General features: G+C 58.6%; 18 protein-coding genes. 11 read left to right on the top strand and 7 right to left on the bottom strand.

The features are described from left to right. Window positions 1–104 precede the first annotated feature (104 nt). From HW561_RS06560 to HW561_RS06545, 4 genes are all read right to left on the bottom strand, one after another. Window positions 105–782 (bottom strand): orotate phosphoribosyltransferase, encoded by a 678-nt coding sequence (locus HW561_RS06560; protein ID WP_176862912.1) that lies wholly within the window; start codon window positions 780–782, stop codon window positions 105–107. Window positions 783–1,180: 398 nt separating this feature from the next. Continuing rightward, window positions 1,181–1,663, bottom strand: a complete 483-nt coding sequence (locus HW561_RS06555; RefSeq protein ID WP_176862910.1) for a CinA family protein — start codon at window positions 1,661–1,663, stop codon at window positions 1,181–1,183. Further along, window positions 1,660–2,157 (bottom strand): phosphatidylglycerophosphatase A family protein, encoded by a 498-nt coding sequence (locus HW561_RS06550; RefSeq protein ID WP_176862909.1) that lies wholly within the window; start codon window positions 2,155–2,157, stop codon window positions 1,660–1,662. Before HW561_RS06550 ends, HW561_RS06555 begins: the two co-directional genes overlap by 4 nt. Further along, window positions 2,154–3,284, bottom strand: coding sequence for a bifunctional 2-C-methyl-D-erythritol 4-phosphate cytidylyltransferase/2-C-methyl-D-erythritol 2,4-cyclodiphosphate synthase (locus HW561_RS06545; protein ID WP_176862907.1), 1,131 nt, complete (start codon window positions 3,282–3,284; stop codon window positions 2,154–2,156). Before HW561_RS06545 ends, HW561_RS06550 begins: the two co-directional genes overlap by 4 nt. Window positions 3,285–3,468: 184 nt before the next feature. Between HW561_RS06545 and dusB the strand changes: the two genes are divergently transcribed. From dusB to HW561_RS06510, 7 genes are all read left to right on the top strand, one after another. Beyond that, window positions 3,469–4,452 (top strand): tRNA dihydrouridine synthase DusB, encoded by a 984-nt coding sequence (gene dusB / locus HW561_RS06540; protein ID WP_268952723.1) that lies wholly within the window; start codon window positions 3,469–3,471, stop codon window positions 4,450–4,452. Beyond that, on the top strand, window positions 4,449–5,537 hold the full coding sequence (locus HW561_RS06535) for a two-component system sensor histidine kinase NtrB (RefSeq protein WP_176862903.1): 1,089 nt from the start codon (window positions 4,449–4,451) through the stop codon (window positions 5,535–5,537). Before dusB ends, HW561_RS06535 begins: the two co-directional genes overlap by 4 nt. Then, window positions 5,537–6,913: a response regulator gene (locus HW561_RS06530; RefSeq protein ID WP_176862901.1), complete on the top strand. Its 1,377-nt coding sequence runs from the start codon at window positions 5,537–5,539 to the stop codon at window positions 6,911–6,913. The genes HW561_RS06535 and HW561_RS06530 overlap by 1 nt, the downstream gene beginning before the upstream one ends. A gap of 123 nt (window positions 6,914–7,036) precedes the next feature. Further along, window positions 7,037–9,301 (top strand): sensor histidine kinase NtrY-like, encoded by a 2,265-nt coding sequence (locus HW561_RS06525; RefSeq protein WP_176863652.1) that lies wholly within the window; start codon window positions 7,037–7,039, stop codon window positions 9,299–9,301. Continuing rightward, entirely contained in the window at window positions 9,298–10,707 is a 1,410-nt protein-coding gene (gene ntrX, locus HW561_RS06520) for a nitrogen assimilation response regulator NtrX (protein WP_176862899.1), read from the top strand. Before HW561_RS06525 ends, ntrX begins: the two co-directional genes overlap by 4 nt. A gap of 4 nt (window positions 10,708–10,711) precedes the next feature. After that, the gene (locus HW561_RS06515; protein ID WP_176862897.1) at window positions 10,712–11,326 is read left to right on the top strand and encodes a helix-turn-helix domain-containing protein; all 615 of its coding nucleotides are present in this window, start codon (window positions 10,712–10,714) and stop codon (window positions 11,324–11,326) included. 43 nt (window positions 11,327–11,369) lie between these two features. Then, window positions 11,370–12,542 (top strand): MFS transporter, encoded by a 1,173-nt coding sequence (locus HW561_RS06510; protein WP_176862896.1) that lies wholly within the window; start codon window positions 11,370–11,372, stop codon window positions 12,540–12,542. A 9-nt stretch (window positions 12,543–12,551) separates the two neighbouring features. On the opposite strand, the gene HW561_RS06505 is transcribed toward HW561_RS06510, so the two are convergent. Continuing rightward, on the bottom strand, window positions 12,552–13,031 hold the full coding sequence (locus HW561_RS06505) for a hypothetical protein (protein ID WP_176862894.1): 480 nt from the start codon (window positions 13,029–13,031) through the stop codon (window positions 12,552–12,554). Between the two features lie 96 nt (window positions 13,032–13,127). Here HW561_RS06505 and trkA point away from each other — a divergent pair, with 96 nt between their 5' ends. The 4 genes from trkA to hflX all read left to right on the top strand — a co-directional run bounded on the left by trkA (window position 13,128) and on the right by hflX (window position 17,684). Then, a complete protein-coding gene (gene trkA, locus HW561_RS06500) occupies window positions 13,128–14,504 on the top strand; it encodes a Trk system potassium transporter TrkA (protein ID WP_176862892.1) in 1,377 nt (458 codons plus the stop codon). After that, the gene (locus HW561_RS06495) at window positions 14,504–16,042 is read left to right on the top strand and encodes a TrkH family potassium uptake protein (protein ID WP_176862890.1); all 1,539 of its coding nucleotides are present in this window, start codon (window positions 14,504–14,506) and stop codon (window positions 16,040–16,042) included. The genes trkA and HW561_RS06495 overlap by 1 nt, the downstream gene beginning before the upstream one ends. 131 nt (window positions 16,043–16,173) lie before the next feature. Then, window positions 16,174–16,413: an RNA chaperone Hfq gene (gene hfq / locus HW561_RS06490; RefSeq protein ID WP_005982826.1), complete on the top strand. Its 240-nt coding sequence runs from the start codon at window positions 16,174–16,176 to the stop codon at window positions 16,411–16,413. Beyond that, window positions 16,413–17,684 (top strand): GTPase HflX, encoded by a 1,272-nt coding sequence (gene hflX / locus HW561_RS06485; RefSeq protein WP_176862888.1) that lies wholly within the window; start codon window positions 16,413–16,415, stop codon window positions 17,682–17,684. The genes hfq and hflX overlap by 1 nt, the downstream gene beginning before the upstream one ends. 2 nt (window positions 17,685–17,686) lie before the next feature. Here hflX and HW561_RS06480 read toward each other — a convergent pair whose 3' ends face one another. Next, the gene (locus HW561_RS06480; protein WP_176862886.1) at window positions 17,687–18,082 is read right to left on the bottom strand and encodes a nuclear transport factor 2 family protein; all 396 of its coding nucleotides are present in this window, start codon (window positions 18,080–18,082) and stop codon (window positions 17,687–17,689) included. A 105-nt stretch (window positions 18,083–18,187) separates the two neighbouring features. Next, a complete protein-coding gene (locus tag HW561_RS06475) occupies window positions 18,188–20,650 on the bottom strand; it encodes a penicillin acylase family protein (RefSeq protein WP_176862885.1) in 2,463 nt (820 codons plus the stop codon). Window positions 20,651–20,744 lie beyond the last annotated feature (94 nt).

The raw sequence follows: 20,744 nt of genomic DNA, 5'->3' as shown, positions 1-20,744 counted from the left end.
GACCCCATCATATTGAAGTATGATGGGGTGATCCGTCAACATATTGTGCAGGAAAAGCCTGCTCGCTGATCACTGTTTCCGATCGGTCAACAGTTTTTGTCACGTCAACCTTTGTTGGCTTCTTGCCAACCGCGCGGATCGTTCAGGAACGCCTCGACCCCGTCCAGTGTTTCCTGATCAAACGTCTTTTGTGCCTTGGCCTCGGCCAACACATCCCACCAGGTGCACAGGTGGTGCAATTGAATTCCATGGTCGCCCAGTGTCTTTTCGGTTTCCGGGAAGATGCCATAGTAAAAGATAACGGCGGTATGGCCGCAGGTCGCGCCGGTGTCGCGGATCGCATCGACGAAGGACAGTTTCGATCCGCCATCGGTGGTGAGATCTTCGACCAGCAGAACGCGCTCGCCCTCGCTCATCGCGCCTTCGATGCGGGCGTTGCGACCATAACCTTTGGGCTTCTTGCGCACATAGGTCATCGGCAGCGCCATACGTTCGGCAACCATCGCGGCAAAGGGGATGCCTGCGGTTTCGCCGCCTGCAATGTTGTCGAAGGCTTCAAAGCCCGCGTCGCGCATCACAGTGACGGTCAGGAAATCCATCAGGGTCGAGCGGATGCGCGGATACGATATCAGCTTGCGGCAGTCGATATAGGTCGGGCTGGGCAGGCCGGATGCCAGGGTAAAAGGCTCGCGCGCGTTGAAATGCACAGCCTTGATCTCCAGCAGCATCCGCGCAGTCAGACGAGCGATTTCGGTGCTATCGGGAAATGAACTGGGGATCATGGCAGGACCTCTGGACTGAATGGCGTTGCGGGCTGATAGCCTGACCTCGGGGCTGGTGTCGAGAGGGGATGGCGCAAAAGAAAAGCGGACCTCCAGGAGGTCCGCTTGTGCCCTTGCGGGCGCAGAGCTGGCTGAGGTGGGCTCAGCTGCTCATGTCATAGGCGCGTTCCCCTGTACCGAGAGGTCGAGCCCGTTTGTCTTGGTCTCGGCGTCTACGCGAAATGGGGTGATCAGTGCAACCTGTTTGACCAACACGATTATGACAGCTGCCGTAAAGGCATCCAACATCATCCTGCTACCCAACTGTTCGGCATACGCGCCGACGATCAGGTCAGGCGCCTATTTTGGCGCCCTTTTTCACGTGGTGTCAGGATTTGTGTCAGCTGTTCGGGCGCGGTTTAATTCTGGGCAGTGCGCGAAAGCCCCTGCGCCAGCAGGTCCAGCGCATGATCCCGCGCTGCGCGGCGAACGGTGTTCCGACCCAATGCGCCGAACTCGATGGTTTCGGTCCGTGTCGGTTGGCCTGCGGCTGCAAGCCCGAAACAGACGCGGCCCTCGGGTTTGAATTCCGACCCACCCGGTCCTGCAATTCCCGTGACCGACACCGCCAGTTGGGCGGCCGAGTGTTGCAGCGCGCCTTCGGCCATTTCCCGTGCGACGTTTTCGGAAACGGCGCCGTGGGTGTCGAGCGTATCGGTCTCTACGCCCAACATTTCTTGTTTGGCGCGGTTGGTGTAGGTGACGAACCCACGCTCAACCACGGCTGAGCTGCCGGGAATGTCGGTTAGGGCGGCGGCGACCATGCCGCCCGTGCAGCTTTCGGCGGTGGCGATCATTATGTTACACGCTTTGGCTCGGTCCAGCAGATCGCTTACGGTCATAGACCCAGAACTCCGTGTGAGATTCCCGCCAGGATCACCACGCCGATTGCCGCAAACACACCGGCGATCACGTCGTCCAGCATCACGCCCATCGGGTCGCCGCGCCGGTCGGCCCAACCGATGGGGCCGAGTTTGGTGATGTCGAACAGGCGGAACAGGACAAATCCTGCGACCCAGCCGGGCCACAGCGCCGTGATGTCGATGCCATGCGCCCAGGACGGGTACGAGATTGCCCACAAGGCAATGAACTGCCCCGCAACTTCGTCGACAACGATCTCAGAGGGGTCGTGATCCTCTTGGCCGGCCGTCATGACGCCGGTGGCCCAAAGGCCTGCGAAGAACACGGCGGCGGTTGCCAGCACCAGCAGCGGAAATCCACCCAGCGAGTGCAGTACCCACGCTAACGGCAGGGCCGCCAGCGATCCCCATGTACCCGGTGCCGGGCGCAGGTAACCTACGCCGCAAACGGTTCCAATCAGGCGCGCGGCGTTCATGATTTCACCAGACAGGCAGTGGCCAGCGAGGCAATGCCTTCACTGCGTCCGGTAAAGCCCAAACGCTCGGACGTGGTCGCCTTGACCGAGACCTGATCGGGTCGTAATCCCATGATATTCGACATCTCTTCCCGCATGGCCTGCGCATGGGGGCCGATTTTTGGGTATTCACAAACCAGCGTGCAATCGACATTCGAGATGCGGTATCCCATCTGCTCGGCCAGTTCGACCGCATGGCGCAGAAAGATCTCGCTCGCCGCGCCTTTCCATTGCGGGTCGGAAGGTGGGAAGTGCTGACCAATGTCGCCCTGCGCCAAAGCGCCATAAATTGCATCCGTCACCGCGTGCATGCCCACATCGGCATCCGAATGCCCTTGCAACCCACGATCATGTGGGATCTTCACGCCACATAGTATGACGTGATCCCCGTCACCAAAACGGTGCACGTCATAGCCGTTGCCCAGCCTTACATCCATATCCTGTCTCATTATGCGTTCCGCCCGGGCAAAATCCTCGGGGCAAGTGATTTTGATATTGTCCAGATCGCCCGGCACGATGGCCACTTCCAGCCCAGCGACACGCGCCACCTCGACATCGTCTGCAGCGCCTCCGGCATGGGCGGCGTGGGCTGCAACGATGGCCTCATAGTGAAACCCCTGAGGTGTCTGTGCGGCATACAAGCCGGTGCGGTCCTGAGTTCCCGTCACAACCGTGTCGTCCCCGGTCCAAAGCGCGTCGGTCACGGTCAGGCCGGGTGCTGCGGCGCTGTGAGTTTCAAGCGCGGCCAGCACGTTCTGAATAATGCTGATGCTGACACAGGGGCGGGCGACGTCGTGAATGAGGACCTGAGTGATGGCACGATCCACCAAAGCCTCCAGCCCATTGCGCACCGAAGCAGCCCGGTCGCTGCCGCCGGAGGCTAGGATCAGATCGCCGTCGCTAAACTCTTGCCACGCGGCATCGTCATCGGGGGACAGCACCAGCACGACATGATCGACCTGGTCCCGAAACCTGTCGATGGTCCAGTCCGCCACGCGGCGACCCGCCAGAGCCCGCCATTGCTTGGGTGTGCCGCCCCCGGCGCGTAGTCCGCGTCCTGCAGCAACGATGATGGCGGCGGTTGTCATGAGGGTTCAGTGCTCCTGTTTTCAGGGCAATGTTTAGGCGGCGGTGAATGTAGAGGCAATCACCTGCGTCAACCTGCCTAAAAATTAAGCAAGTGATGATTTTGCAGGCTTGCGAGCCTCCGTTTTGTTGTTCATATGCGCCGAATTCGATATCAATCCCGCAATTGCCCAAGGATTAAGCACGTTGACACTGCATCTTGCTGACAAGGATCTGAACCCGCCGGTCTTGCTGGCCCCGATGGCCGGAATCACGGATCGGCCCTTTCGCGATCTTGTGATGCGCTTTGGCGCGGGAATGGTGGTCAGCGAGATGGTCGCCAGTCAAGAGATGGTGCAGGCCAAGCCCGGTGTGCGCGAGCGGGCCGAACTGTCAGCAGATGTGGAAAACACCGCCGTTCAGTTGGCGGGACGTGAGGCACATTGGATGGCCGAGGCCGCGCGTCAGGTGGCCGATCGGGGCGCCCGGGTGATCGACATCAACATGGGCTGTCCGGCAAAGAAGGTGACCAATGGCTATTCCGGCTCGGCCTTGTTGAAGACGCCCAATCATGCACTGACGTTGATCGAGGCTGTGGTCGAGGCCGTTGACGTGCCGGTGACACTGAAAACCCGGTTGGGTTGGGATGACACCTTGCTGAACGCTCCTGACGTGGCGCGGCGGGCGCAGGATGCCGGCATTCAGATGGTCACGATCCACGGGCGCACACGGTGCCAATTTTACAAAGGACATGCTGATTGGCGGGCTATTCGCGCGGTGAAAGAGGCGGTTTCGATCCCGGTGATCGCGAATGGGGACATTATAGATACCAATGCCGCCCGTACCGCTTTGCAGCACTCTGGTGCTGATGGTGTCATGGTGGGGCGCGGGGCACAGGGCAAGCCTTGGGCTTTGGCCCAGATCTGCAATGAGATTTATGGAACCGATGCCCCAGATATTCCGACCGGCGCAGCCTTGGTCGATATGGTACGTGCGCATTATCAAGCGATGTTAGGGTTTTACGGCGCCGATCTGGGCCTGCGTGTCGCGCGCAAGCATCTCGGTTGGTACATGGATGAGGCCCACACCCCGGTGCCGTTGCGTCGCGCGGTTCTGACCTCGCGTGACACAGAGGAGGTGCTGCGCCTGATCGGAGATGCTCTGAACGGTGCGGCAGAGGTGGCGGCGTGACTTCGGATCAGGACATCTGGAACTCGCTGCCGGTCCCGGTTTTCATTATCGACACCGAGGATCGTATTTCCGATGTCAATTCGTCAGGTGAGGGGTTTCTGAACGCCTCACGGAAATCCGTGGTCGGCCATCCGGTTTGGGATCAGATCGCCGTCGATGCCCCCCTGGAAGAGGCGTTCCTGCGTGCGCGCCAGCAGGGTACACCATTGTTTGTCAATGATGTGGATGTGGGATCAGGCAATCGGGCACCGTTACAGTGTGCGCTGCAGATTGCGCCTCTGGTGGGGTACGCCGGTTCGATGATCATGATCATTTCACCACGCGAACTGGCCGGGCGGATGACACGTGGCAACACGGTCAAATCGGCGGCGCAATCTGCGATTGGCATGGCCGAAATGCTGGCGCACGAGATCAAGAATCCTCTGGCCGGGATCACCGGTGCCGCACAGTTGTTGAGCATGAATATCCCGCCACAAGATCTTGAACTTACAGATCTAATTGTGGCTGAGAGTCGACGGATCGTGAAACTTCTGGAACAAGTCGAGCAATTCGGCAACCTCTCACAGCCTGATTTCAAACCGGTCAACATCCACGATGTTCTGGACCGCGCGCGGCGGTCGGCCTTGTTGGGGTTCGGCGCGGACATGACGATTATCGAGGATTACGACCCGTCGCTACCGCTGGCCTATGGTGATCCAGACCAGTTCCTGCAGGTGGTGTTGAACTTGCTCAAGAACGCCTCAGAAGCCGCTGGACCCAAGGGTGGAACCATTCGGTTGCGCACGTATTTCGAACACTCTTTCCGCCTGCGCCGCAGTGACGGATCGGGTCATTCGCTACCCTTGCAGATTGAGGTTATCGATGACGGGCCGGGTCTGCCCGAGGACATCCTCGGAGACATTTTTGACCCCTTCGTTTCCGGCAAGGAAAACGGCACTGGGCTGGGTCTGGCATTGGTCAGCAAAATTGTCTCGGACCATGACGGGTGGATCACGGCCGAGTCCGTTCCCGGGCGCACAGTGTTCCGCCTGTCCCTACGGCGTGCGCCGCGCGAAGACACACAAGTCAACAAGGAGATCACCTGATGGATGGCACAGTCCTGGTCGCAGATGACGACCGCACGATCCGAACCGTTCTGACCCAGGCTTTGACGCGGGCCGGGTGCAGGGTGCACGCCACATCGTCGTTGACTACTCTGATGCGCTGGGTCGGTGAGGGCAAAGGCGACGTGGTGATTTCAGACGTTGTCATGCCGGACGGTAACGGTCTGGAGATGCTGCCGAAAATCGCACAGGACCGACCCGGATTGCCGGTCATCGTGATCTCGGCCCAGAACACGATCATGACAGCGATTCAAGCAGCCGAGGCAGATGCCTACGATTATTTGCCAAAACCGTTTGACCTACCGGACCTTATGAAACGTACGGCCCGCGCGTTGGAACAGACACAGCACATCCAACACATCCAACCTGAACCTGCCACCAGCGATGAGGACCACCCGGATGAGTTACCTCTGGTCGGGCGAACACCGGTCATGCAGGCTTTGTACCGGTTGGTGGCGCGGGTGATGAATACTGATCTGTCGGTGATGATTTCTGGTGAAAGTGGGACGGGCAAGTCACTGATTGCCCGTGCTATCCATGACTTTTCGGATAGAAGAACGTTGCCTTTTGTCACTACGACCGCAACTGATCTGCGCGATCTTGAAGGGCCTGCGAGAGTCTTGGCGCGGGTGCGTGGCGGGACGCTGTTGATTGAAGAGATTGCTGATTTTGAGGATGAAATACAGGCCCGTATCGTTCGCATGATGGATACGCCCGGCGATCATGTTCCACGGTTCATGGCCACCAGCCAATCGGATTTGACCGAGGGGATGGAAAGCGGCCGCGTTCGTCAAGACCTGTATTATCGTCTGTGCGGGGCAACGGTTCATGTGCCGGCCTTACGCGAACGGGTAGATGACATCCCGCTGTTGACCGACCATTTTCAGGCGCGAGAAGAGCGTGAGAATGGTACGAAACGTTGGCTCAGCCCCGAAGCCGTGGAGTTGGTCCGGCGCTACTCCTGGCCGGGTAATGTGCGGCAGTTGGAAAACGCCGTCCGACGTCTGAGTTTGACCAGTCGCGCGGACGAGATATCCAAAGCCGAAGTCGAAATGGTGTTGGGCAGTCAACCCGAAGCCGAACCGATTCTTGGGGGCGGAGAACGCGAGAAACTGTCGACCTCGGTCCAGCGTCACTTGCAGCGATACTTTGATTTGCATGGTAACATGTTGCCTCCGCCGGGCCTGTATCAGCGGATATTGCGGGAAGTTGAGGCGCCTTTGATCGAAATTGCCCTGGAGGCGACAGGTGGAAATCAGGCAAAATGCGCTGATTTACTTGGGATTAATCGGAATACGCTGAGGAAAAAGATTACTGACCTCGATATTCAGGTGACACGCCGACGCAAACTGATGTAATATCGCCACACAAACCGTGGCATCCGGGTCTCTATCCGGAAAAGATCACGATATATGGCGGTCAGCCGCGCATGCGGCACATCAGGATGAGGGCAGACGGTGGCAACCCGAGCACAGAGCGGGATGATCCTATCGATCAATCGGTGGCGGAAATCCCGAAAACTGCGCAATTTCGGCACCTTGGGGCTTGTTCTTCTGGGGCCTGCGCTGGCATTGGCCACTTATCTGGTTATTGGACCATTTGATCTTGGGGCGTCGGCACCAACGCTGCGCCTGATTCTGCTTGCGGATTTGGTTTATGTGCTGGTTGTCGCCGCACTTGTATTGAGCCAGATCGGCAACCTGATCGCAGCGCGGCGGGCCAAATCGGCGGGCTCGCGCCTGCATTTGCGGCTGATCGGGGCCTTTACGCTTTTGGCGCTGGTTCCGACTGTCACGGTTGCGATCTTTGCCGGTCTGACGGTGAATATCGGCCTTGAGGGGTGGTTTTCGGATCGTGTCCGGCAGGTCGTTGGCTCGTCTCTCACCGCCGCCGAGGCGTATGAATTAGAGCACCGCCATGGCTTGACCCAGGACGCTGGTGTGCTGGCCCGCTTTCTGGACAATGCACGCGCCGTGGATTTCTATATCTCGGATGCTGAATTGCGCGAGGTTCTGGCGCAAGGTCAGGCGCAGATTCAGCGGGGCCTGCGTGAAGCCTATGTCATCGATGGCAGCGGTGAGATCCGGTCGCGCGGCGATCGGTCTTATCTGTTCAACTACGAACCGCCCACACCCGAACAGATCGTCGAGGCCACGGACAGTGGTCTGCTGATCATCGCCGATTGGCCAAACAATGAATTTCGGGCGCTGGTGCAATTGGAGGCTTATCTCGACCGCTATCTGTATGTCAGCCGCGAAGTGGACGGGCAGCTGCTGACGCTGCTCGATGACACCAAGGAAACGGCGCAGTTCTACCAGCAGTTGGAAAATGATCGGGGCAGGGTCCTGTTCGAATTTGGGCTGCTTTATTTGGGATTTGCGCTGATCCTGATTTTGGCCGCGATGTCGTTGGGTATGTGGTTTGCTGAGCGTCTGTCTCGCCCTGTTGGCCGCCTGACGACAGCGGCGCAGCGGGTTGGTGCTGGCGATTTGAGCGTGCAGGTCATCGAAGAGGCCAGCGACGACGAGATCGCCATGCTGGGACGCTACTTCAACCAGATGACGCGGCAATTGAAGGGTCAGCGTGATACGCTGCTGGAGAATACCCGTCAGATTGAAATTCGCCGTCGTTTGTTCGATTCCGTCCTGAGCTCTGTTACCTCCGGTGTGGTCGGTGTGGATCCGGATGGATGCGTGACCTTTGTGAACCGCTCGGCCGAACGGTTGTTGGATTGGTCGCGCGGGGAAAATCATCTGGCCATTGGTATTGCCGTGCCAGAGTTTCTGCCGTTGTTTGAGGGTTTGAAGGACAGCGGGCAAGAGGCAGTGCAGGGCGAGATCAAGGTTACCCGAAAGGGCCAGCTTGAAAACCTCTTGGTGCGTATGGCGACCCGTCGGGGCGAGGACGGTGGGCTTGAAGGCTATGTGGTCGCCTTTGACGACGTCACCGATCTGGTCAGCGCCCAGCGAATGGCCGCGTGGGGGGATGTGGCACGTCGGATTGCACATGAGATCAAGAATCCGCTGACGCCAATTCAGTTGAGCGCCGAACGCATCAAGCGCAAGTTTTCACGCAAGCTGGACGAAGAGGACTGCGATAGCCTCGAATCCATGACCGATGTGATCGTGCGGCAAACCAACGATCTGCGGCGCATCGTCGATGAATTCTCGAAATTTGCGCGGATGCCGGAACCTGTCCGGCGTGAAGAGAATGTTGTTGGCCTGGTGCGCGAGGCGGTTCTGTTGCAACAGGCGGGTCAGCCGGACGTGCAGATTGACGCGGATCTGCCAGAACAGCAGATCATGGCCGATGTTGATGCAACCATGTTGCATCAGGCGTTGACCAATTTGATCAAGAACGCGGGTGAAGCCATTGGAACGCTGAAGGAAAAAGGCGCACCTGATAATCTGGATCCCCAAGTCAAAGTGGCGGTTTCCAGCGATGATGCCGGTACGGTCATCACCATTGCGGATAATGGCATCGGTCTGCCTGAAGACCGGGCGCGGTTGTTCGAACCCTATGTAACTACACGCGACGAAGGGACCGGGCTGGGCTTGCCCATCGTCAAGAAGATCATCGAAGAACACGGCGGAGCGCTGACCTTGGAGGACGCGCCCGTATTTGACGGACAGGACCATTTTGGCGCGATGGCCGTGATCCGTTTGCCGGGGGCCAATATTTCCCCAACAGCCGCGCCACAGAAGCAGGCAATCAAAACCAACAAACTGAAAGCAGGCCAAAGATGAGCGACATTCTGATCGTAGATGACGAACGCGATATTCGCGAGCTGGTGTCCGACATTTTAGAGGACGAAGGCTATTCAACCCGGCTGGCGGCAAACTCGGACGAGTGCATGTCGTCGATAAATGCCGAACCACCGGGGCTGCTGATCCTGGATATCTGGCTGAAGGACAGCCGCATGGACGGGATTGATATCCTGAAGGCCGTAAAGCGGGACAATCCGGATGTGCCGGTGGTGATCATTTCGGGGCATGGCAACATTGAAATTGCCGTGGCCGCGATCAAGCAAGGGGCTTATGATTTCATCGAAAAGCCCTTTAACATTGACCAGTTGATGGTGGTGATCCGCCGCGCGATGGAAACCTCGCGTCTGCGCCGCGAGAACGCCTCGCTCAAGCGCAAAGAGGTCAACAATTCGGATATGATCGGCAAATCGGCCTCTTTCCGTGCCATGCAGGGTCAGTTGGACAAAGTGACCAAGTCGAACGGCCGGGTGATGCTGAGCGGGCCTGCCGGGTCGGGCAAGGAAATCGCTGCGCGTTACATTCATGCGCATTCCAATCGGGCCAATGCACCCTTCGTGACCGTGAACTGTGCCGGGGTCGAACCTGAGCGGATGGAAGAGGTTTTGTTCGGGCGTGAATCGTCGGAACGCGGCGTGGAATCGGGCTTGTTGGAAGAGGCCCATGGCGGTGTGGTCTATTTCGATGAAGTCGCTGACATGCCTCTGGGCACGCAGTCCAAAATCTTGCGCGTGTTGGTGGATCAGGAATTTCAGCGCGTCGGTGGTGCCGACAAGGTGCGGGTCGACCTGCGGGTGATCTCTTCGACCAACCGTGATCTGGATGACGAAATCGTGGCCGAACGGTTCCGTGAAGAGCTATATCACCGTCTGAACGTGGTCCCGATTGCCGTGCCATCGCTTGAGGACCGGCGCGAGGATATTCCGGTTCTTGCGCAACACTTCATCGATATGTGCAACGAAACCCAAGGTTTACCTATTCGCGAGTTGTCAGAAGAGGCGGTAGCTTTGCTTCAGACGATGACGTGGCCAGGCAATGTACGCCAGCTCAAGAACCTGGTCGAACGGGTGTTGATTCTGGGTGATGGCACCGGTCCAATTGAGGCGCGCGAGCTGCCCAGTGACGAAGACAAAGCCGAAGAGTCGGGCCGCGTTGTTCTGTCCGGCGCGTTGGCAACCCTGCCGTTGCGTGAAGCGCGCGAGGCGTTCGAGCGTGAATATTTGCTGACCCAGATCAACCGGTTTGGCGGCAATATCAGTCGCACCGCCAGCTTTGTCGGGATGGAGCGCAGCGCGTTGCACCGTAAACTGAAATCGCTGGGTGTGGTCACATCGAACAAATCCGGTGCCCGGGTCGCGCAACTGGACGAGCCGGAACCGGCAGAGTGAACTGATGGCGCGGCCTGATCTGGTTTTGCAGGGGGTGTCGAAATCCCCCGGAAACAGACTTGTGACCCGAGGCTATCCAGCCTTTGGCAAGCGATTGAAACGGCTGCGCAGATCTGTCGGGCTGAAACAATCCGCTTTGGCGAATATGTTGCAGGTGGATCAAACGACGATTTCCAGATGGGAAAACGGTACTCAGATTCCGGCCGTGGAAACGCAACAGGTGGTCTTTTCGGCGATTGGTCCCGTAAAATCCGATGACAGTGCGTTGAAGCGGCTGGTCATGAACTCGACCGAATGCGTGCATCTGGTTGAAGAGGCCAGCCATAAATGTCTGGCTTATTCGGCCAGTCGTGCGTGGGACTGGAAGACCAGCCAGCGGGCATTGCTGGATGTGTCGCTTTGGCAATTCGCGACTGAGGAGATTCAGCAGGCCGAGGCTGAGCTGACAAACGAGGGCTGGTGGGATCTGGCCACCCCCAATCCCAAGGCCTTTCTGACCTCGGAGGCTGTGCACGACCGCATCCGTATCAGCGCAGGAGAGATTGTCTGGGAACGCCTGTATCTTTCGGATGGCACACCGGTTCGGCTTGTCAGTGGTGCGCGGTCCGGGCGCGCATAATTTATGCGTTCCTGAGGGTACAAGACCCCGTTAAAACCACCTCATGACACACTCGTTCCGCGTTTTACTGCAGGTTGTCTTGCTTTGGGCTGCTGGGCTGGGCGCCGCTACTCAGTTCGCCAAGATTGCCGTTCCATTTGCCGAGGTTGCTCGGCTGTATCCGGATAACGCTGATGCAATTGGCTGGCTTTTGTCGATCATCAGTCTGATCGGAGCAGCTCTGGGCGCGCTATCCGGAATGATTACGGGGCGGGTTGGCCCGTCCGGGCTGTTGATCTCGGGCCTTGTTCTGGGCGGCGCAATCTCGTTGTTTCAGGCGAGCGAGCCCAGCTTTTACATCATGATGGCCAGCCGTCTGGTCGAGGGGCTGTCGCATCTCGTGATTGTTGTGGCGGCACCCACGCTGATTGCCCAGATCACGCTGGGGCGCACGCGCAATGTGGCCATGGTGCTTTGGAGCACGTTCTTTGGCGTCGCCTTTGCGTTGAATGCCTGGATCGGTCTGCCGATCGTCGAACAGTTTGGGTTGCCGGCCTATTTTGCTCTGCACGGTATCCTGATGTTGGTCATTGCCGTCCTCATAGGCTTGTGTCGTATACGTGTGGACCTGGCACAGTCCAGTGTTGGCGATTGGGGTCTGAGTGCATTGATCAAAGCGCATGTGCAAACCTATCGCTCACCCTTCATATCTGCTCCGGGGATTGGGTGGTTCTTTTACACGCTGACATTTGTGTCCCTGCTTGCCATTTTGCCAGGCAGATTGCCTGAGGAACTCAGCGCGCCCATTGCCGCCTTGATGCCGCTGGCAGGCATCGTTCTATCCTGGGTGGCTGTTCCGCTACTTTTGAATGTCATGTCCAGCATCGCCGTGGTCAATCTGGGGTTCGGGCTGGGGATTGCCGCAATTGCAGCCGCCTTTCTGGGCCTGCCTTTGCCGGTGGTCTGCATCTGGCTGTTTGCGGTTCTGGGACTGGTGCAAGGGGGCAGCTTTGCCGCCGTGCCGGATTTGAACGAAACGGCCGAAGCGCAGGCGCTGAGCTATGGCGCAATTGCGCAAATGGGGAATGCGGGCAACCTGCTTGGCACACCGGTTCTGCTGACTGTTTTGTGGCGTACGGACGAGGCGGGAATGTTCGGTGCAGTGGTTGTGTTTTATGTGGCAGCCATGGCTGCGCATCTATGGCTGGCTCGTCGGCGCCGTGCGGGAATCAGGTGAACGAGCCGATTACCCGGCTTGGCCCGGAGTGATGATTTGAAACGACCCGTCATCGAATTTCACGAAACATGACGCGGTGCTGAGTGGGGGCAATGTCGTTGTTCGTGTCGCAGGCACCCGTGATTTCACGTTTTGCTTGCACGGGGGCAGGCTGACCGGACGATACCCTTTTTCGGCCATACATTGCGCTTCGACCTTGTTGCGCAGGTTCTGATTCACATCAACCGTGTAGACCTGCCCCGGCTGCCACCACCCTCCGGAGCGATAGCATCGCCCATTCCCATCGCAGTATGTGCGACCGGGCCAATAGGTTGGCGGGTTTTGACGGACTTGATTGGCCACCGGTGCGTCCTTGAGCGCTGTAACCTGACACTGAGTTGTCTCGGTTTGCATCCGCGAAACGCTTTCCCCTTCGCGGTAATACAGCGACAGCGGGCCACAAGAGGACAGAACCATCACAGGAACAAGTATGCGAAGCAGTGTTTTCATATGCTTATCTTGCATCAACCGTGCAGATATGACAATTCAATTGACCGCTTTGGGGGCATCTGTCATTCAAAGATTTCAGGCAGAAGGGCCAGGAACATGAAGGTCATCATTTGCGGTGCTGGTCAGGTTGGCTGGCAGATTGCACGGCACCTTTCGGGCGAACTGAACGATGTGACAGTGGTGGACAACAATCCTGATCTGGTACGCCGCGCGACTGAAACGCTGGATGTGCAGGGGATCGCGGGATTTGCCAGCTATCCGGATGTGCTGGATCGGGCAGGGGCCCGCGATGCCGACATGATCATTGCCGCTACCCATTCGGACGAGGTGAACATGGTCACCTGTCAGATGGCGCATTCCGTCTTTTCCATTCAGCGCAAGATTGCGCGACTGCGGTCGAAATCCTATCTCGAGGCGATCCATTCCGACCTCTATCGCCGGGACCATTTGCCGATTGACGTGGTGATCAGTCCCGAACGCGAAGTGGCTGCTGCTGCCATGCGGCGCTTGTCGGCTCCATCTGCCTTCGACACCGAGATTTTCATGGGGGGCAAGGCGCAGTTATTGGGTATCCGCGTCGAAGAAGACTGTCCCATCGTAAACACGCCTTTGCGGCAGTTGACCGATCTGTTTTCGACCCTGAGCTCGATTGTGGTCGGTGTGCGGCGCGAAGGGACATTGTTCGCCCCGGAATCCGAGGACCAGCTGTTTGTCGGTGACGAGTGTTACGTCTTTACCAATGTCAAAGACGTGGACCGCACGATGGAGGTTTTTGGCAAAGCGCAAAAACGTCAAGACCGCGTGGTGATCGTTGGTGGCGGTAACGTGGGGTTGGAGGTGGCCCGAACGCTGGAAGAACGCGAAAGCCGGGTACGTGCCAAGATCATCGAACGGGATCGCAAAAGCGCAGAAGTGGCCGCCGAAGCGCTTGAGCGGACGATTGTGCTGCATGGCGACGGCTTGGACGTGAGTTTATTGAGCGAGGCCGGGATCGACCGGGCCGACGCGATGTTGGCTGTTACTGATGATGACCGCACCAACATGCTGGCCGCGGTGCGCGCCAAGGCTGAAGGCTGTGCACTGGCGATCGCATTGATCAACGATCCCAGCATGGTGGCCCTGATGGGGCCGCTGGGGATCGATGCGTATATCAACCCACGCGCGACCACCGTCAGCTCGATCCTGCGCCACATCCGCCATGGGCGTGTGCGTCAGGTCTATTCCATCGGCGATGCCGAGGCCGAGGTGATCGAAGCCGAGGTGTTGTCAACCTCGCCTATGGCGGGGCAACGATTGCGTGATATCGATTTCCCCGAGGGCGTTCTGGTCGGAGCAGTGCGGAAAGGGGACGAAGTTCTGCGCCCCACCGGCAGTCTTCGGATCGACGAAAAGGATGTGGTTGCGATCTTTGCCATGACCAAGGATGTGCCCGAGGTTGAGCGGCTGATGCAGGTCTCGATCGATTTCTTCTGATGGCACGCGCGAGGGCACAACAGGTTGGACTTTTGCGGCGGTTGCCGCTGTTCTTGCTGATCTGGGCTATTGTCTCGTTGTCCATGTGGATCCCGGCGATTTATGCGTTGGCGCTGGACGATCACGATACCTCGCGCTCTTTCTTTTATTCCGGCATTTTAGGGTTGTTTCTGGTGGCAACCATTTCGTTGGCTTCGTCGAACCGGGTGCCGCGACGCGGAACCCTGGGCCAGTTGGCCGTGCTGCTTGGCTGTTTCACCATCCTGCCGCTGTTTCTTGCGATCCCGTTTCATGATGCGCTTGGGAACACGACCTTTCTGAATGCTTACTTCGATATGGTCAGCGCGCTGACAACAACAGGGGCGGATCTGTTTCCAAATCCAGATCGCCTGACTGCACCGCTGCATCTGTGGCGGGCTTTGGTCGGCTGGATGGGCGGATTGCTGATGTGGATTTCCGCTGCAGCGATCCTCGCGCCTCTGTCCTTGGGTGGGTTCGAGGTCACTGCGCGCGGGCAGCCGGGGCGTCCTGTTTCTGGCGTGGCGCAAAGCGAAAGGGTGGATCCGCGCGGGCGTCTGATTCGCGTGGCGCGTACGCTGACCCCGGTTTATGCCGGGTTGACCGCCGTCATCTGCATCCTGTTGCTGATCGCTGGCGAAAACGGCCTGACGGCGATTTGTCATGCCATGTCCACAATGGCAACGTCTGGCATCTCGCCCGTCGGCGGGCTTGAAGGGGCTGAGGCTGGCGTGACCGGTGAAGCGATCCTGTTCCTGTTCCTGTTCTTCGCCTTGTCGCGCCTGACATTTTCGACCGATACGGCCACGACCGGGTATTCCCGTCTGGACAAGGATCCGGAATTTCGTATCGGCCTGATGATCGTGCTGGCCGTTGCTGGTTTACTGTTCTTCCGCGTTCTGGCGGGGGTGAATGAAATTGGCGGGCAGGTCGACCCCCTTCAGGCGCTGCAGGTCATCTGGGGGATGATGTTCACCGTTTTGGCCTTTCTGACGACAGCCGGGTTCGAAAGTGCCAACTGGAACGATGCGCAACAGCTGTCGGGCCTGGGAACGCCGGGTCTGGTCCTCATGGGGTTGGCGCTGATCGGCGGCGGCGTGGCTACCACCGCCGGAGGGGTTAAACTGTTGCGGGTCTTCGCGCTCTATCTGAACGGCGCGCGCGAGATTGACCGGCTGATCTATCCCTCGTCCATCAGTGGTGAAGGGGGCGGCAATCGACGCATTCAAAGCGACGGGGCGTTCATCGCCTGGATCTTTCTGATGCTCTTTGCCCTGACACTGGCCGTGTTCAACCTGTTGTTGGCGGCCATGGGGTCTGGGTTCGAGCAAGCCATGGTCCTGAGTGTCGCCACCCTGAGCACGACAGGGCCGTTGATCGAGCTGGCAACGGACGTTCCGATCCGTCTGGTCGATTTGCCCGGAGGGGCCAAATTGACCCTATGCGCGGCGATGGTTATTGGCCGTCTTGAGACGTTGGCAATCATCGCGCTGATCACGCCATCGCTTTGGCGGGACTAGGCCCACACGCATTACCGCATGTTACTGCCTGATTTTTCATCTGGAATATCTCTGCGCGGCACTCCATACTCACCCAGAGGGAGCGCGTTGGTCCGCAGCGCGTAGCAAGAACAACGGCGAGATAATAAAATATGGCTTCGGACAGACAGAATCTTCAGGACGCGTTCCTGAACAATGTACGGAAAGCAAAAGTCCCGGTCACGATTTTCCTGATCAATGGTGTCAAGTTGCAGGGTGTGATCACTTGGTTCGACAATTTCTGCGTATTGTTGCGCCGCGACGGACAGTCGCAGCTGGTCTATAAACATGCGATTTCGACAATTATGCCATCGCAGCCGATCAACCTGTATGAGGGCGAAGACGCCTCTTGATGGAACATGACCGGACGCAGACCCGGGCTTGGGTGCTGCATCCAGAAATCAAATCAGATGAACAGCGCCGTGTCCCGGGACCGGCGCTGGAAGAAGCGGTTGCACTGGCTGCTGCCTTACCCGACCTGGATGTGATCGGGTCGGATGTCGTACGCTTGCCGCGTGCGCAGCCGGGCTATTTGTTCGGCAGCGGCAAGATCGAGGAATTGGGCGAACGGTTTCATGACGCCGAGGTCGAGCTGGTTCTGATCGACGGCCCGGTGACACCAGTTCAGCAGCGTAATCTTGAAAAGGCGTGGAACGTCAAGATCCTCGACCGGACCGGCCTGATCCTCGAGATTTTCAGCGACCGAGCGCGCACCCGCGAGGGTGTGTTGCAGGTCGAAATGGCCGCGCTCAGCTATCAGCGGACGCGATTGGTCCGGGCCTGGACCCACCTTGAACGCCAACGAGGTGGTTTGGGATTTGTCGGTGGTCCGGGTGAAACCCAGATCGAGGCTGACCGGCGAGCCATCGACGATCACTTGGTACGCTTGCGCCGCCAGCTGCAAAAAGTGATCAAGACCCGCACGCTGCACCGCGCCGCGCGGGCCAAGGTGCCATATCCGATCGTGGCGCTGGTGGGCTACACCAACGCGGGTAAGTCAACTCTGTTCAACCGCCTGACGGGGGCTGAGGTGATGGCCAAGGATATGCTGTTTGCCACGCTCGACCCGACCATGCGGCGGGTTGAGTTGCCTGATGGTCCCGAAGTGATTCTGTCCGACACGGTGGGTTTCATCTCGAACCTGCCAACTGAACTGGTCGCAGCCTTTCGCGCCACGCTGGAAGAGGTTCTGGGCGCGGATCTGATCGTGCATGTGCGCGATATCAGCCACGAAGACACCGAAGCACAGGCGCAGGATGTCGCAACGATCCTGACCTCACTGGGCGTCGATGATGAGCGTCCAGGGCTTGAGGTTTGGAACAAGATTGACTTGCTGGACACGGATGACCGCGAAGCGGCGCTGGCCCGCACAGAGCGGGACCCAGAGATCTTTGCCATCTCGGCTGTGACCGGCGAAGGGATTGATTCCTTGCTGGCGGAGATTGCCGTCAAACTGCAAGGCGCCCGGCGTGAGGACACGCTGACCCTTGGGTTTGCCGAAGGGGACAAACGTGCCTGGTTGTTCCGTCAGGATGTTGTTCGTTCGGAAAAGCAGACCGAGACCGGATTTGAGATCACGGTTTTGTGGACTGACAGGCAAGCGGCGAAATTCGCGTCGATCTAAACCTATTTCCCGTCGATCTGGCGCTGATAGTCATCGGCATCGAACCAGCCCAATGAGGACTGTACCTTGTTATCGGGCGTCATATCCCATTCCTCCCAGCCACGGGTCACGACATGGTTGCCCGTCTCCGAGTGATGACCTTCCAGCGTCCAGACAAATATCGCGTGCGACCCGGCCCATCGCATCATGTCACAGCGGACTTCCAGGTCCGGGAATTCGGCGTAAAATCCGCGTGCCATTTCTGCGACTGCCGCGCGCCCCTGAATAGGGTCGCCCCGATTTATCGTGATTTCCCCGTCGGGCGCATAAAAGCTTGCGACTGCATCCGCATCGCCTGAGCTCCAGGCCACTGCGTAGTCCCGCGCAAGATTGTTCAGTGTATCCCGAATACTAGCCATGTTGCCCCCTGGTACCGCATTGTCGGCTTGCAGATGTTAGGCCAAAACGGCCAGTGAGGTCCACGATAGCAAAAAAAAGGGGCAAGGACTTGCCGAATGGGCGGATCAGCGCGGGATCAGGGTCGTGACTCCGACCGCTGCGGCACGGGCCAGGTCGATATCCAGTGACATCGGAATGTATTCGCCGCGCCGCCAGAGCTGTGCCTGATCATCATAGTAGCGTGACAGGAAATGACCCGACTGACCGGTGGCCGTGATGAAAACCGAACTGTCGGGATCGGCGAAATCATAAACGCCGCGATAGCCTGCACCATGCACGTTCTCGAACGGGTCGGGACCTTCGCCCGAGGTGCGCCCCCGCAGCAAAGTGTTGTCGCCCCCGCTGGTCGATTGACGAATGTTCACGAAATAGCGCAACACGGGGACCTCCCCCAGAACGGGATGGTCATGGGTAGCTTGATGCGCGTCGCCCCAGCGCAGAGATTCCAGCGCGGTGCCATAGCGCTCGGATATCCAGATCAACGCGTCGTCCAGCGCCAGCTGTGCCATTTCGGTGCAGGTTTCGACCGGTGCGCTCTGGCGGACATCGCACCAAACCGATGCGCCATCTATGTCGCGGTAGACACGTTCGATGAACAAAGGCTCAATATGCTTGTACTCGCTGGCCAACGGACCCAGCTCATCAGCGATCAGGCGGATCTGCAGGGCCCGCAGCCAGGCGGCATAGATCAGTGGTTCAGGCAGATGTTCATTCATCTCGCCGTTCCACTCTGCCAGAAGGGACAAGGCAATCTGACGTTGTCGTTCAGGTGTGCCTTCGGGGGACGAGGCACCGGTGAACCAAAGATCAGCCCCGATCAGAGGCAGCAAGGATCGGGCAGTAAAGCTGACAGTGTCCAGTTGTGCTTCGATAAAGCTGTCACGGGTGTGCACTTCGCGCGATTGCATCAGGCGCTCCCAGCGATGGATGCGCTGTGTGTCGCCCCATTCATAGGACACGTGCTCGGGGAATGGACGGTCGATGATCTTGTTGTTGGTGTTCCCCAGAACACCACCTGCCGGTTCGACAAATTCGGGGTTGTCGGCATAGGGCAGGCGGCCTTGCCAGCGGTTGGCTTCGAGCCATCCGGGTGTCGGGATGCGCCCCCGGCTCTGGTTATGCACATCACGCCGGGGCATGGCGCCGATCAGTTTCAGGCCGATTGTGTCTCGGTCTACTACCGACAGGTTTTGCGACGGTGCGATAAATTGCTCGGCGACGTCGATGGCCTGTGGAACCGTATCGGAATTCATCAACGCCATGGACGCGGTCATTGATGTATCCTGAGCGCTGAGCGCGGTCCAGGACAACGAGGCGACATGACCCGGAGGCGTGATGGTCCCCAGGCTATAGTGACTGCCGGGCAGGACTGGGCCGTTTTCTGTCCAGCGCAGGGTCAGGGTAATCGGCGCCCCATCCTTGATTTCGATGATCGAGGGGCGCGTGCGGAATGTCTTGTATCCGTTCGGAGTCAGGTATTCCTCGGGATTGTCAGGGTTGAGTTGCTCGATATGCACATCCTGATCGTCCAGATAGGACGAGGTCAGCCCCCATCCCAACCGGTCACTGCGTCCGGTCATGACGGCTGGAACGCCCGGGATTGTTGCACCGATCACGCCGCCCTTGGCCAATTCCAACCGGGCCAGATACCACACACCCGGGGCGGTGAAGCCCAAATGTGGATCGTTGGCAAGCAGAGTGCCGCCACTCGCCGAGCGGGACGGGGCAGCTGTCCAGGCGTTTGATGCTCCGGCCAGTCCGCGTTGCGGAAAAGGCGACAGCGGCGTGTCGGGCATCGATGATCCAGTCGCATACTGCGGCAAGCGAGGGAACAAGGCCGCGTATTCGGGTAATGCGGCAATGCCTGGGCCCGGTACATCGGGCAGGATATCCATCAGGCGTTCGGGGTTGTTCAACATCAAAGAGGTGCGGGCGCGTATTACCTCATCCTGCAGATGGCCCGACAGTTGCAGCGCCATCAGTTTGATCACGGCAAGGCTATCGCCGGGTTGCCAAGGAGATACAGGCGCGTTGAACAGGAACATTTCGGGCGCGCCACGACCTAGGGCTTCTTCGTTGATTTCAGCCAGCCGCGCGTTCACTCCGCTGGCATAGGCGCGCAAGGCGGCCTTGGTGTAATCGTCCTGTACCTCGACCGAGTGGTAGGCCAGACCATACAAGTCCAATCGACGCAACAGCTTGTCGATGGGGACAGTGCGCGCTCCGAATACTTCGGACAGACGCCCTTGGGCGGTACGGCGCATCATGGTCATCTGCCATAGTCGATCCTGTGCGTGGGCGTATCCCAGGCCAAAGAACACATCCGGGTCATTTTCAGCCAGAATATGCGGCACATTTGCAGTATCGCGCACGATCTCGACCGGGGCGGTTACGCCTTTGACTTCAAGGGTCTGATCGTAGTCGGGAAGGGATTGACCGGCCAGGAAATAGACCAGGCCTATGGCCGCAAGGATCAACAGGATCAGACCCGAGGCAATGCGCACCAACCAGCGAAAAACAAGACCCATCAATGCCCCACATTCTCGTTCAAATTCCGATTGCGCCGAGAGTAAAGGAAGGCGGCATCGACCGAAAGAGGAACGGCGCAAGAACCTGCGATTG

The sequence above is a fragment of the Ruegeria haliotis genome, from assembly GCF_013377785.1.
Taxonomy (GTDB): Bacteria; Pseudomonadota; Alphaproteobacteria; order Rhodobacterales; family Rhodobacteraceae; genus Ruegeria; species Ruegeria haliotis.
The sequence above is the reverse complement of the archived record's forward strand: the minus strand, read 5'-3'. Positions and strand labels throughout refer to the sequence as shown.

Excerpts from the sequence above, each read along its gene's own strand:
- HW561_RS06560 (WP_176862912.1), bottom strand. The coding sequence starts at position 782 with ATGATCCCCAGTTCATTTCCCGATAGCACCGAAATCGCTCGTCTGACT.
- HW561_RS06555 (WP_176862910.1), bottom strand. The coding sequence starts at position 1,663 with ATGACCGTAAGCGATCTGCTGGACCGAGCCAAAGCGTGTAACATAATG.
- HW561_RS06550 (WP_176862909.1), bottom strand. The coding sequence starts at position 2,157 with ATGAACGCCGCGCGCCTGATTGGAACCGTTTGCGGCGTAGGTTACCTG.
- HW561_RS06545 (WP_176862907.1), bottom strand. The coding sequence starts at position 3,284 with ATGACAACCGCCGCCATCATCGTTGCTGCAGGACGCGGACTACGCGCC.
- HW561_RS06530 (WP_176862901.1), top strand. The coding sequence starts at position 5,537 with ATGGATGGCACAGTCCTGGTCGCAGATGACGACCGCACGATCCGAACC.
- HW561_RS06525 (WP_176863652.1), top strand. The coding sequence starts at position 7,037 with ATGATCCTATCGATCAATCGGTGGCGGAAATCCCGAAAACTGCGCAAT.
- ntrX (WP_176862899.1), top strand. The coding sequence starts at position 9,298 with ATGAGCGACATTCTGATCGTAGATGACGAACGCGATATTCGCGAGCTG.
- HW561_RS06515 (WP_176862897.1), top strand. The coding sequence starts at position 10,712 with ATGGCGCGGCCTGATCTGGTTTTGCAGGGGGTGTCGAAATCCCCCGGA.
- HW561_RS06510 (WP_176862896.1), top strand. The coding sequence starts at position 11,370 with ATGACACACTCGTTCCGCGTTTTACTGCAGGTTGTCTTGCTTTGGGCT.
- HW561_RS06505 (WP_176862894.1), bottom strand. The coding sequence starts at position 13,031 with ATGAAAACACTGCTTCGCATACTTGTTCCTGTGATGGTTCTGTCCTCT.
- trkA (WP_176862892.1), top strand. The coding sequence starts at position 13,128 with ATGAAGGTCATCATTTGCGGTGCTGGTCAGGTTGGCTGGCAGATTGCA.
- HW561_RS06495 (WP_176862890.1), top strand. The coding sequence starts at position 14,504 with ATGGCACGCGCGAGGGCACAACAGGTTGGACTTTTGCGGCGGTTGCCG.
- hfq (WP_005982826.1), top strand. The coding sequence starts at position 16,174 with ATGGCTTCGGACAGACAGAATCTTCAGGACGCGTTCCTGAACAATGTA.
- hflX (WP_176862888.1), top strand. The coding sequence starts at position 16,413 with ATGGAACATGACCGGACGCAGACCCGGGCTTGGGTGCTGCATCCAGAA.
- HW561_RS06480 (WP_176862886.1), bottom strand. The coding sequence starts at position 18,082 with ATGGCTAGTATTCGGGATACACTGAACAATCTTGCGCGGGACTACGCA.
- HW561_RS06475 (WP_176862885.1), bottom strand. The coding sequence starts at position 20,650 with ATGGGTCTTGTTTTTCGCTGGTTGGTGCGCATTGCCTCGGGTCTGATC.